The sequence below is a fragment of the Streptomyces sp. NPDC002742 genome (assembly GCF_042888885.1).
GTDB lineage: Bacteria > Actinomycetota > Actinomycetes > Streptomycetales > Streptomycetaceae > Streptomyces.
Map to the genome: position 1 here is coordinate 196,012 of NZ_JBIAQF010000013.1, position 12,747 is coordinate 208,758.

7 protein-coding genes are annotated in these 12,747 nt (G+C 70.9%); 4 read left to right on the forward strand and 3 right to left on the reverse strand.

Annotated elements, in window-relative coordinates:
- Positions 1–151 precede the first annotated feature (151 nt).
- Together ACFYW8_RS24535 and ACFYW8_RS24540 are read right to left on the reverse strand one after the other, a co-directional pair.
- A complete protein-coding gene (locus ACFYW8_RS24535) occupies positions 152–511 on the reverse strand; it encodes a DUF5133 domain-containing protein (RefSeq protein ID WP_389079882.1) in 360 nt (119 codons plus the stop codon).
- Between the two features lie 290 nt (positions 512–801).
- Positions 802–1,737, reverse strand: coding sequence for an anti-sigma factor RsbA family regulatory protein (locus tag ACFYW8_RS24540; protein ID WP_389079885.1), 936 nt, complete (start codon positions 1,735–1,737; stop codon positions 802–804).
- Positions 1,738–2,166: 429 nt separating this feature from the next.
- Between ACFYW8_RS24540 and ACFYW8_RS24545 the strand changes: the two genes are divergently transcribed.
- The 3 genes from ACFYW8_RS24545 (at position 2,167) to ACFYW8_RS24555 (ending at position 10,215) form a co-directional block, all read left to right on the forward strand.
- Positions 2,167–3,048 carry an RNA polymerase sigma factor SigF gene (locus ACFYW8_RS24545; protein WP_365881550.1) on the forward strand — a complete coding sequence of 294 codons (882 nt, stop codon included), beginning with the start codon at positions 2,167–2,169 and terminating at the stop codon, positions 3,046–3,048.
- A 354-nt stretch (positions 3,049–3,402) separates the two neighbouring features.
- Positions 3,403–7,680 (forward strand): HAMP domain-containing protein, encoded by a 4,278-nt coding sequence (locus tag ACFYW8_RS24550; RefSeq protein ID WP_389079889.1) that lies wholly within the window; start codon positions 3,403–3,405, stop codon positions 7,678–7,680.
- A gap of 207 nt (positions 7,681–7,887) precedes the next feature.
- Entirely contained in the window at positions 7,888–10,215 is a 2,328-nt protein-coding gene (locus ACFYW8_RS24555) for a SpoIIE family protein phosphatase (RefSeq protein WP_389080085.1), read from the forward strand.
- Between the two features lie 388 nt (positions 10,216–10,603).
- On the opposite strand, the gene ACFYW8_RS24560 is transcribed toward ACFYW8_RS24555, so the two are convergent.
- The gene (locus ACFYW8_RS24560; protein WP_389079892.1) at positions 10,604–11,461 is read right to left on the reverse strand and encodes a DMT family transporter; all 858 of its coding nucleotides are present in this window, start codon (positions 11,459–11,461) and stop codon (positions 10,604–10,606) included.
- Between the two features lie 295 nt (positions 11,462–11,756).
- On the opposite strand from ACFYW8_RS24560, the gene ACFYW8_RS24565 reads away from it, so the two are divergent.
- On the forward strand, positions 11,757–12,626 hold the full coding sequence (locus ACFYW8_RS24565) for an ANTAR domain-containing protein (protein WP_389079895.1): 870 nt from the start codon (positions 11,757–11,759) through the stop codon (positions 12,624–12,626).
- The last annotated feature ends 121 nt before the right edge of the window (positions 12,627–12,747 follow it).

The window sequence follows — 12,747 nt, forward strand, 5'->3', positions numbered from 1 at the left end:
CCAACCCCCTTTTGTTTCGCGCCCCTCCTCTTCGGGGCCCCCTGGGGGGGGGGCCGGGTGGGTTCGGGCCCGGGGGGGGGGGGTGGCGCGCCGGGGGGGGGGGGCCCCCCCCGCGGGGGGCCCCCCCCACCGCATGAACACGCCCCGGCGGTCAGAAGAGGGGACCGGACGTGCCGACGCCCCGGCCGTTCAGAGCCCGCACCTCGGGGTGCGGCTGCGTCAGCGGCGAGGCGACCGAGGGCATGCCGTCCGTCGAGACGTCCGGTGACGTCCGGTTCCCCAGCAGCCCGCCCGGCCGCGCGTCCGGCCGGTTCCCCCCGGCCACGAGCATGCCGTCGGCGACGACGACGGCGTCGCGCACGCTGGTCGTTCCCGTCATCACACAGAGTGTGTACGTGACGTCCTCCAGCCGACGGGCGGTCTCCAGCGTCTCCTTCTCGGCATACGCGATCTTCAGGGCCGCGTAACGCGTCAGCAGCCTCCGGACAACCTTCGGGTCGGGCACGAGCACGGCGAGGGCTCCTCTCTCGAGTTTTCGTCCGTGTGCCCGGGTTCACGACGGTTCATTCGCAACAGCCGCCCCAGACGACCTATTTGGCCCAACGCCGTCTCAGGGGCGGAATGCCGCAGCCTCCGCTCGAACGGTTCCAGTGGTTCGTCCGGGCGCACCTGGAGGGTCCGGGCGGTTCCGTGTCGCAGGCAGGGGCCCGAACCGGGAGCCCGGGTTCGGGCCCCACACCCACCTGCCCACCTGTACCGGCGCGCGGATGCCACCACGCGAACCCGGTGACGTACACCTGGTCAGGTGCGGGCGATGTAGCTGCGCACGGTCGTGCCGGAGTCATCGGTGTACACACGCACGAGGTCCGAGACGAAGTGCACGAGGAACAGGCCCCGTCCGCCGATCTGATCGGGGCGCACGGGATGCCTGCCCGCCAGCGGATCGCTCAGCCGCCCCTCGTCCCGCACCTCGCACACGATCTGCTCGCTCTCGGCCCAGATCCTCAGGGTCCCCGAACCGCCCCCGTGCACCACGCTGTTGGTCGTCAGTTCCGCGACGACCAGGTTCAGATCCTGCGACCGGGCCCGTGTCATCCCGCGTTCCCGGGCCTCGCTGATCGCGAAGTCGCGGGCGGCGGGCAGGAGTTGCGCGTCGAAGCCGACCGTCGCCGCTCCCGGCGGGTGGCGCAGCGCCTGGTTGCAGCGCGCCAGCACCCCGGCGGGGTCGTAGGACGGGCTGACCCGCCGGCGGCCACCGCTGATCACGACGGGGTGTGTGGCGTGGGCGTCGGCGATCACGTCGTGGGAGAGGGCTCGTGCGTCGTAGGGGCAGAGGATCGTCACGTCCCGTCCGCCGAACGCCGTGTTGATCAGGGCTTCGTGCTGGACGCAGGCCGGGTACTCCGCCGCCGTACGGCCGTCCCAGATGGGTTCACCGATGATCCGCACATGGACGCCGGGATGGGCGTCGGCGAAGGCCCGCAGGACGGAGGGGATGATCCGGCCCGGGTTCCGGCCGGCCTGTGTCATGTCGATCCAGCGGACGTCGGCGCCGAGCGGTCCCAGTGCGCCTCGGATGAGTTCCAGCCGTGCGGGGGGAACGGCCACCGCCACCGGTTCCCCGGCGGCTACGCCGTCCGACACGAAGCGCGTCGTCCCTTCCACGTACTCACGGTCGCCGCGATAGAGGAGCGCGGGGTGGACGAAGGGCTCGCCGCGAAGTGCCGCCGTCGTCATGCTTCGACCACCGCGCCCCGGGACCCGTGTCCGGCGAGCGGTCCCGGGTCGGGGCACGCCGACGAACAGAGCGTCTGCGCTCCGTCCACTCGCCGATCCATGCCCACGGACTCACCCCGAAACCCATTTTACGTGGCCGTCGCGGCCCCGAGGCAGGCCCCCGGGCGCGACGGCGGCACCACGTCGGCCGCGCGCAGTCCTCACCTGCCCCGGGAACCCCGGCGGAACCATCAGAAGCCCGTTCGAAAATTGACGCCGCCACCCCGCATCCGAACAGCGTTCCCGGGCAGAAGTGCACCTGCCCCGGTGCCGGAGGGAAGGCGGGACGTACGCGTTCCGAAGAATTCGGCAACCGGGTGGCATGAGCGGTGTGAAGCAGGGCAGACGGGCCCTGGCATCAATTCCTTCGGACGATTTGGGGTGGACGGCATGGCGGCCGTGGCGACAGCGAAGGCAACGGACACGGCGTACCGGACAGCGACGGCCGAGGGGGGCGTCCTTCCGCAGATCGACGAGCCGCTGAAGATCAGCCCGAAGGACGCACGTGAGCTGTCCCGCCAGTTCTTCGACCGGCTCTCCGTCCTGGAGGAGGGCACGCACGAATACCAGTACGCGCGCAACACCCTCATCGAGATGAATCTCTCCCTCGTCCGTTACGCGGCGGCGCGCTTCCGCAGCCGGAGCCAGGGTGAGATGGAGGACATCGTCCAGGTCGGCACGATCGGGCTGATCAAGGCGATCGACCGCTTCGAGCTGTCCCGCGAGGTCGAGTTCACCTCCTTCGCGGTTCCCTACATCGTCGGTGAGATCAAGCGCTTCTTCCGCGACACGAGCTGGGCCGTCCACGTGCCGCGCCGGCTGCAGGAGGCTCGCGTGGAGCTCGCCAAGGCGACGGAGGAACTGCGCACCCGCCTCGGCCGTACGCCCACCACACGTGAACTGTCCGAGCTGATGTGCCTGACCGAGGAAGAGGTCATCGAGGCCCGCAAGGCGTCGAACGGCTACAACTCCTCGTCCCTCGACGCCGCTCTCACGGCCGACGGCGGCGCGGACGGCGAGGCCGTCCTCGCGGACTTCATCGGCGAGGAGGACGCCTCGCTGGAACTGGTCGAGGACTTCAACTCCCTGGCCCCGCTGATCGCCGAACTCGACGACCGTCAGCGCCGGATCATTCATCTGCGCTTCGTCGAGGAGCGCACCCAGGCGCAGATCGGCGAGGAGCTCGGTATCTCGCAGATGCATGTCTCCAGGCTGATCACCCGCATCATCAAGCGTCTGCGGACGGGTCTGCTCGACCCCGCGGTCGCCTGACACTCCCGCACGGCACGGCCCGTACGACGGTCCCGTCGCCCCGCCCCGGACTCCGGTCCGAAGCGGGTCGGCGGGACTTCGCGTGTGCGGTCCGGGCGGCCCCGGCCAAAAGGGTTCTGTGTATCCCCTTCACTCGCGGTTATTCCTGTCACCGGCAAGTTTTTTGGGCCGCCGAAGAGTTCGCCCACACACTTTGTTCACCACCTGCCTTCTGGGTTAGCCTGCGGCGTATTTTCTTAACGGGACGACCCGTGATCTGCGGGAATTCCACGGACAGCGGGGGGCTGTCCGTGGGCCCGGCAAGGTTCCGAGTTCCGTGACACGGGACTCCAGGGGAGCGGAACGAGGGTGAGCATGACAAGGGCAGCGAGCGAGACGTCCGTACGGACGCCGGGCGAGCAGGAACTGCGCCAACTGCTGGCCGGCCTCACCGCCGTGCGTGACGGCGACTTCGGCACCCGGCTCCCCGACGAGACGGGTGGCCTGCTGGGTGACATCGCCACCGTGTTCAACGGCATGGTCGACCAGCTGTCGGTGTTCACCTCCGAGGTGACACGGGTGGCGCGCGAGGTGGGCACGGAGGGGACCCTCGGCGGCCAGGCGGAGGTGCCGGGCGTCTCCGGTACCTGGGCCGACCTCACCGACTCGGTCAACGCCATGGCGGGCAACCTCACCACGCAGGTCCGCGACATCGCGCAGGTGGCCACGGCCGTCGCCAAGGGCGATCTCTCCCAGAAGATCGACGTGCCCGCCCGCGGCGAGATCCTCCAGCTGAAGGAGACCGTCAACACGATGGTCGACCAGCTGTCCGCGTTCGCCGACGAGGTCACCCGCGTCGCCCGCGAGGTCGGCACCGACGGACGCCTCGGCGGCCAGGCCCAGGTTCCCGGCGTCGGCGGCGTCTGGCGCGACCTCACCGACTCCGTCAACTTCATGGCGGGCAACCTCACCGCCCAGGTCCGCAACGTCGCTCAGGTGACGACCGCGGTGGCCCAGGGCGATCTCTCCCAGAAGATCACCGTGGACGCCCGCGGCGAGATCCTCGAACTGAAGAACACCATCAACACGATGGTCGACCAGCTGTCCGCGTTCGCCGACGAGGTCACCCGCGTCGCCCGCGAGGTCGGCACCGACGGACGCCTCGGCGGCCAGGCCGACGTCAAGGGCGTCAAGGGCACCTGGCGCGACCTCACCGACTCCGTCAACTTCATGGCGGGCAACCTCACCGCCCAGGTCCGCTCGATCGCGCAGGTGGCCACGGCCGTCGCGAAGGGCGACCTGTCGCAGAAGATCACCGTCGACGCCCGGGGCGAGATCCTGGAGCTGAAGGAGACCATCAACACGATGGTCGAACAGCTCTCGGCGTTCGCCGACGAGGTCACCCGCGTCGCCCGCGAGGTCGGCACCGCGGGCAACCTGGGCGGACAGGCCACGGTCCGGGGCGTCTCCGGCACGTGGAAGGACCTCACCGACAACGTCAACGTCATGGCGTCGAACCTGACCGGCCAGGTCCGCTCCATCGCGCAGGTGGCCACCGCCGTGGCCCGCGGCGACCTGTCGCAGAAGATCACCGTGGAGGCGAAGGGCGAGGTCGCCGCCCTGGCCGACGTCATCAACACGATGGTCGACACGCTGTCCGCGTTCGCCGACGAGGTCACCCGCGTCGCCCGCGAGGTCGGCACCGAGGGCCGCCTCGGCGGGCAGGCACACGTGCCCAACGTGGCGGGCACCTGGAAGGACCTCACCGACAACGTCAACTCGATGGCCAACAACCTCACCGGACAGGTGCGCAACATCGCCCTGGTGACGACGGCCGTGGCGAAGGGCGACCTGTCCAAGAAGATCGACGTCGACGCCCGCGGCGAGATCCTCGAACTCAAGACGACCATCAACACCATGGTCGACCAGCTCTCCGCCTTCGCCGCGGAGGTCACCCGGGTGGCCCGCGAGGTCGGCAGCGAGGGCAGGCTCGGCGGTCAGGCCGAGGTGGAGGGCGTCTCGGGCACCTGGAAGCGGCTGACCGAGAACGTGAACGAGCTCGCCGGCAACCTCACGCGCCAGGTCCGCGCCATCGCCGAGGTCACCAGTGCAGTGGCCGAGGGCGACCTGACCCGGTCCATCACCGTGGAGGCCTCGGGCGAGGTCGCCGACCTGAAGGACAACATCAACTCCATGGTGGAGTCGCTGCGGGAGACCACGCGCGCCAACCAGGAGCAGGACTGGCTCAAGACGAACCTGGCCCGGATCTCCGGCCTGATGCAGGGCTACCGCGACCTGGACGTGGTGGCCGACCTCATCATGGACGAGCTCACCCCGCTGGTCGCCGCGCAGTACGGCGCCTTCTACCTCGCCGAGGAGACCGCGAAGGGTACGGAGCTGCGGCTGGTCGGGTCCTACGGCTATCCCGACGAGGACGGGCGTCCCACCCGCATCAAGCTCGGCCGCTCGCTCGTCGGACAGGCCGCGCGCAGCCGCCGCGCCATCACGGTGGACGAGGTGCCGCCGGGCTACGTCACCATCTCCTCGGGGCTCGGACAGACGGCGCCGACGGCTCTGGTGGTGCTCCCGATCGTCGTCGAGGAACAGGTCCTCGGTGTCATCGAGCTCGCCTCGGTCACCCGCTTCAAGCAGGGGCACCGGACCTTCCTGGAACAGCTGATGGAGACCATCGGCGTCAACGTCAGCACCATCGTGGCGAACGCCCGCACCGATGAGCTGCTGGGTGAGTCGCAGCGACTGACCGCCGAACTCCAGGCGCGCTCCGAGGAGTTGCAGGTCCAGCAGGACGAACTCCAGCGCTCCAACGCCGAGCTGGAGGACAAGGCCTCGCTGCTCGTGACCCAGAACCGCGACATCGAGGCGAAGAACCTCCAGATCGAACAGGCCCGGCAGGAACTCGAGGCACGGGCCCAGCAGTTGTCGCTGGCGTCCAAGTACAAGTCCGAGTTCCTCGCCAACATGAGCCACGAACTGCGGACCCCGCTCAACAGCCTGCTCATCCTCGCCCAGCTGCTGGCGCAGAACCCCTCGCGCAATCTCACGCCGAAGCAGGTCGAGTACGCCGGCATCATCCACTCCGCGGGCTCCGACCTGCTCCAGCTGATCAATGACATCCTCGACCTGTCGAAGGTCGAGGCCGGCAAGATGGACGTGACCCCCGAGCGGGTCCCGCTGCGGCAGCTGCTCGAATACGTCGAGGCCACCTTCCGCCCGATGACCTCGCAGAAGAGCCTGGAGTTCACGGTCAGCACCGCCCCCGGAGCCCCGGTCGACCTCCTCACCGACGACTCCCGGCTGCGCCAGGTGCTGCGCAACCTGCTGTCGAACGCGGTGAAGTTCACCGAGCGGGGAAGCGTCGAGCTGCGGATCGAACCGGCGGCCGACCAGGAGATCCCCGCGGGCGTACGGCGTGGCGGCACGGTGGCGGCCTTCCGGGTCAAGGACACCGGCATCGGCATCCCCGAGCAGCAGCTGGAGACGATCTTCGGCGCGTTCCAGCAGGCCGACGGCACGACGAGCCGCAAGTACGGCGGCACCGGCCTGGGGCTGTCCATCACCCGGGAGATCGCCCACCTGCTCGGCGGAGCCGTAACCGTCGACAGCGTCCCGGGACAGGGCAGTACGTTCACGCTCTTCCTGCCGGTCGCCCGGCCCGACTTCGAGGCACTGCTCGCGGGCGGCCGCACGTCCGAGTCGGCACCGGACGAGGATGCCACGGCGCTCACCCGGTCGCGGCACACCGTCACCGGTTCGATCGGTCTGCCCCGCCAGCGACGACGCCGGCTGCTGGTCGTCGAGGAGCGGCCCCGGGGCCTGCTGACGCTCGTTGCCGAGAGCGCGGTCGGGGATGTGGCCCGCAGCCGGGACGAGGGCGACGCGCGGGAGAGCGTCGACGTCATCACGGTTGTCGGAGCTCAGGAGGCGGCGAGCGCGCTGGCCGCGGAACCGTGGCACTGTGTCGTCCTCGAACTCGGCATGCCGGAAGGGGAAACGGCCCGGTTCCTCGAAGCGGTGGAGGGCGACTCGGCCCTGGCGACCGTTCCCGTCCTCGTCCACAACGGCAGCCGTGTCGACCTCGCGCAGGAACGGGCGCTGCAGTCCCGCTCCGGAGCCCGGTCCCTGGAATTCCTGTCCAGCCTGGACGAGTTGCGCGAGCGCATCGCGCTCCACCTGTCCGCGGAGCAGCCGGGCGACGTGGTCCCGCTGGTCCGCGCCGAGGAGGCGAGGAGCCGGCCCGCGCAGCCGATCGACGACGCGTTCCGGGGCCGTACGGTCCTCGTCGTGGACGACGACGCCCGCAATCTCTTCGCGCTCAGCGGGATTCTGGAGCTGCACGGATTCCAGGTGCTGCACGCGGAGAACGGCAGGAAGGGCATCGAGACGCTGCTGAGCCGGCCCGAGGTCGCGCTGATCCTGATGGACGTCATGATGCCCGAGATGGACGGGTACACCGCGACCGCCGAGATCCGCAAGATTCCCCGGTACGCCGAGCTGCCGATCATCGCGGTGACGGCGAAGGCCATGCCGGGCGACCGGGAGAAGAGCCTGCTTTCGGGTGCCAGCGACCATGTCACCAAGCCGGTCGACACCGACGACCTCATCGCCTGCGTCCGACGCTGGCTGGGGGAATGACATGGCACTCTGCACCCGCCACCACGGCCGGTCGGCTGGACGCCCGCCGCTGCCGCCCCTCCCCCGCGTTCCCCAGGGTCCCCGCCGAGGAGCGGCCGCACCGTGAACACTCCTGAGACCACCGACGCGAACGTCGCCGATCGCGGGGACACCGTCGCGGACGGCGAACATCCCGACGATCCCCAGGGCGCGGAGCGGACGTCCCCGGTGGGCCGGCTGGCGGCCACGGTCGAACGGCTGCGCAGCGAGGTACGGGCCGCCCAGCTGGAGGCCGACGGACGGGCCCTGATCGAGCTGGCCAAGGGCATCCTGGTCGAGCGGCTGGGCTGCGGGCCGGCGCAGGCCGCCCGCCAGCTCGCCGAGTTGGCCGAACAGGCCAAGGTGCCGCAGCTCCAGCTCGCGGTGGAGATCATCAACCAGGCGGCGCACGACCGGCTTTCGGAGGTGACCAGCACCTTTCTCGCCGTCACGGCGGAGCGCATCCGCGAGGAGGAGGCAGGCGCCCCCGCGGTGCGGCTGCGGGCGGCCGAGAGCGGCGCGCTGGCGGCCGACGACAGCCAGGCGGTGGCCGATTCCCTGCTCCAGCACGCGCTGACCCCGCTCGGGGCCGTTGCCGTGGCCATCTGGGCGGCGGACGCCGACGGTTCGCTCTCTCTGGCGGGCAGCGCCGGATTCCCGGCGGCCGAGGCCAGGCGCTGGCGTTACGTACCGCCGGGCGTGGCGACGATGGCCCGCCGCGCCCTGTCCGAACGCACGGCGCAGTGGGCGGACTCGCTGGCGAACACCGGGCTGCCGTCCATCGGGCACACGGACCATCCCGAGGGCGGACGGGTCGCGGTACCGGCCGGCTCCGGGGGCCGTATCCACGGCGTCCTGGAAATCGCCTGGCCGTCCGTCCTGGAACCTCAGCCCCCGCAGGTCGTCCGTCAGATCGAGGCGCTGGCGGAGCTGTGCTCGCACACGCTGGAGACCCACACACTGCCGAACGACGGCCACGACGGCCACGACGTACGCGGGACGACCGATGTCTGCGAACTGATCGACCTGGTCGACGGGTTGCACGATCCCGCCCTGGTCCTGGTGCCCCATCTCGACGACCAGGGACGGCTCGCGGACTTCCGCATCCGTCATGTGAACGGACGCTTCCTCGATCCGGCCGGCAGACCGCGCGGCACCGTCCACGGGTCGCTGCTGCTGGAGGCCTATCCGATGGCCGCCGGGGACAGCGACCTCTACCAGTGCATCGAGCGCGTCTATGCCACCGGAGAACCGTTCCGGGCGCGGCGGATGGATCTCACGGCACTGGTCGACCAGGTGCCGCTGTCGGCCGTGGCCGACATCAACGTCAGCCGGCACGGCGGAACCGTGCTGCTCATCTGGCGCATAGAGGACGAGACGGCGCGGCTGGCGAGTCTGCTCCAGCACGCCCAGCGGCTCGGCAGGATCGGCGGATTCGAGGAGAACCTGCTGACCGGCGAGATCATCTGGAACGCGACGCTCTTCGACCTGTACGGCCGCTCGCCCTCGGGCGCTCCCGTGCCGCTGGAGGAGCTGCCCGCGCACGCCCATCCGGACGACGCCGTCACGATCGGCCGCTTCCTGCGCACGGTCCTGCACCATCGTCGGCCGGCCACGGCCGCGTTCCGGCTGCAGCGTCCCGACGGGGTCACCCGGCACATCCGCATGGTCGCCGAGCCGGTGCTCGACGCCGACGACCGGCTGTTCGTGGTCCGCGGGGCCTACCAGGACATCTCGGCGCAGCACTGGACCGAGGTCGCCCTGGCCGTCACGCGTGACCAGCTGGCGCACACCGAACAGCAGGCCCACGAACGCAACCGGCTGACCCTTCAGCTGCAGCACGCGATCATGCCGCCGGCCCAGGCGCCGTTGCGGGCGCCCGGTCTCGACGTGGCGGTGCGCTACCGGCCCGCCGAGACCGAACAGCTCGTCGGAGGCGACTGGTACGACGCCGTCGTGCTGCCCTCCGGCCTCGTCCTGCTGTGTGTGGGGGACGTGGCCGGTCACGGGATCGAGGCGGCGACCAGCATGGTGGTGCTGCGCAACGCGCTGCGCGGACTCGCCGTGACCGGCGCCGGCCCCGGTCAGCTGCTGTCGTGGCTCAACATCGTGGCGCACCATCTGACCGGCGGCGTCACGGCCACCGCGGTCTGCGGTATCTACGATCCGCGCCGCCGCGTTCTGCGCTGGGCCAGGGCCGGTCATCTGCCGCCCGTCCTGGTCCGGGACGCGGACGCCAACCCGCTTCCACTCCTCAAGGGCATCCTGCTCGGCGCCGTCCCCGAGGCGACGTTCGAGGAGGACGAGGTGCAACTGGCCGTCCACGACACGCTGTTGATGTACACGGACGGCCTGATCGAGCGGCGCGACCGCTCGGTGGAGGTGTCGCTGCGCCAACTGCTCAACGCGGCTCGTACGACGTCCAGAACGCTGGACCACCAGCTCGACCGGCTCCTGACGTACAGCAGGTCCGACACCGACGACGACACCTGCATCGTGGGCATCCAGGTCCAGTAGCGCGGGGCGGAACGTACAGGGTCCGGGCCGCGGGACGCGCTAATGCGGCCCCGCAGGCAGCCGGGGGGAGTGACTGCCTGCGGGGCCGTGCAGCTCGGGTTCGCCAGGGGGGTTGGCTTCCTCGAGCTGTCTCAGGATGCTGCTGCCCCGGTCCCGGCGAGGTATGCACACGGGTTTCCGGCCGGGATTCCCCTCGTATGGCCGAGCAATCGGCTCGGAAACGCCCACTCGGGGCATGCGGCAGCGACTGCCGGGAGGCAAGGACGAATTGCGTGCCGGGAGGCAAGGACGAGTTGCGGGGGAACCCCTGCCTGGTGCGGCACGCCCGCTGCGGGTCCGGCGCCGGCGCCGGGACAGACCACGTGGGCCATGCGTCAATGGCCATGCGTCAATGGGCCATGTCAGCGAGGTGCGGCACCACCCGGGTCAGCCGCAGGACGCCCCACAGGACCACCGCGGCCCCGATCAGCTCGGGCAGCAGCCACCAGCCGGTGCGGATCGTCTCGTCGAAGAGGGTGACGCCGAGCAGGAGGCTCAGCGTCGCGTCACCGATGGTCAGCGCGGGCTGCGAGGCGACCAAGGGGCCCGCCTGCAGGGCGTTCTCCAGCAGCAGCACGGCGACGACTCCGGTCACGACGAACCCGTAGGTCTGCCACACCCCGAGGAAGGCGACGAACCCGTCTTCGTCGAGCGTACCCACGGCCGACTTCAGGAGCGCGGCGGTCAGCGCGTTGCTGATGGCCGACGCCGATCCCAGCACGGCGGCGCGGAACAGCGGCGGGCGGCCCGGACGGGCGACGCCGACCGCGACGGCCACGCTTCCCAGGCACAGGATCAGTGCCGGGATCCAGCGTTCCATGGAGGCGTCGGACCGTGCTCCGGAGGGAGCGGCCGAGAGGAGCACGAGACCGAGGCCGGCCACCACGCCGACGACGGCCCACCATCCCGCGCGGGACAGCCGGCGGTGCAGCAACGGGACGGCGATCATCAGGGCGAAGGGCAGCTCCAGGATGAACAGGGGCTGCACCAGGGACAGCGGCCCGTTCGCCAGCGCCACGGCCTGGAAGAGCGCGGCCCCGGTCACCCCGGCGATACCGATGAGCCACGGGGGCTGCCGGGCCAGTCTGAGGATGAGCCGCAGTCCGCCGCCTTCGGCGACGCGGGAGGCCGCCTTGCGCTGGAACGCCGTGCCCATCGCGTTGCTGGCGGCGCCGAGGAGCGCGAACAGCACCGCCAGCCCTGTCACCCCTCCACCATGCCCCGGGACGACGGTCCGGGCCTCCCGGGCTCGCCGACCGGACGACGCGGTACCGGGGCGGGCCCGTCGTGGAGAGCTGGGCCGGGTCTCGGCCGGATCTCTTGCGGAGTGGACGGCTCCCCGGGATATGGTCGGCGCCAGTGCTTGGGAAGCAGGCACGCACCGCGTGATGTCCGGGGCGCCGCGGCGCGCCCCGGCCGTGCGGCGGCGGCCTGTCCTGCCTTCCCATGGGTATTCGGGCTGCTGGTGGAAACCGACGCCGTCAGTGAGGATGCCTTACACCATGACCCAGGAGTCACAGCTCCCGCCCGCCGCCGACGGGCGTGTCCCCGAGCCGGGCACGGACTCCGCCGGCCTGCGCCAGGAGATCGTCCGGCTGCGGGAGCAGAACGCCGACCTGCAGGAGCGTCTGCACGCGCATCCGGCGATATCGCTGGCCCAGGGCGTGCTGATGGAGCGCTACCGGCTGCCCGCGCCCGACGTGTCCTTCTCCCTGCTGCGCGAGGCGTCGCAGCGGTTCAACATCAGGCTGCACACGCTGGCGGACGCGGTCGTACGGACCCCGCACAGTCCCGAGGGACCGGCCGGCGCCGCGGAACGCGCCCGGACGCCCCCTCCCCCGCTGCCCGGCCTGCGGACCGCCGGAGCCGATCGCACCCACCAGGGCGAGGTGCTGAGCGCCGCCCTGCACCGGGTCCTGGACATCACCCAGACCGGTATGGGCAACGTCCAGCTCGCCGAGGGAGGGCGGCTGCGGATGGTGCGGCATTCGGGTCTCGAGCGCGAGTTCACGAGCTTCTTCGCGTTCGTGGACTCGCCGACGACCTCGTGCGCCCAGGCCGCCGAGGACCGCCGCCAGGTGACCGTCCGCGACGTGGCGACCGCCGATGTCTTCGACGAGGGCTCCCGGCGCGTCATCCTGCGGGCGGGCAGCCGGGCCTGCCACAGCGTGCCCCTGGTCAACCGGGCCGGTGTGCCGATCGGTATGGCCTCCTCCCACCACGAGCGTCCGCTGCCCGGGTTCACCCGCGCCCAGCTGCACGCCCTGGAGGCCACCGGCCTCATGGTCGGCCGCTGGCTCTCCTGGCACCGGCACACCGTCGTACTCGACGCACTGGCCCATCTGCACACGGCGGCGACCGAGGAGCTCTGAGCACCCGAGGTCCACCGTGTCCGCCGCGTCCGCCGCGTCCCTCCCGTCGATCGGGATTCGGACCGGCGTCGGTCGACCTCGGTCTCAGTCGACGGTGACGACAACGGAGTGCCGGCCGTCG

What these genes read in the sequence shown, in the direction of transcription:
- ACFYW8_RS24545 (WP_365881550.1), top strand. Translation starts at nt 2,167, where the DNA reads ATGGCGGCCGTGGCGACAGCGAAGGCAACGGACACGGCGTACCGGACA.
- ACFYW8_RS24565 (WP_389079895.1), top strand. Translation starts at nt 11,757, where the DNA reads ATGACCCAGGAGTCACAGCTCCCGCCCGCCGCCGACGGGCGTGTCCCC.
- ACFYW8_RS24540 (WP_389079885.1), bottom strand. Translation starts at nt 1,737, where the DNA reads ATGACGACGGCGGCACTTCGCGGCGAGCCCTTCGTCCACCCCGCGCTC.
- ACFYW8_RS24550 (WP_389079889.1), top strand. Translation starts at nt 3,403, where the DNA reads ATGACAAGGGCAGCGAGCGAGACGTCCGTACGGACGCCGGGCGAGCAG.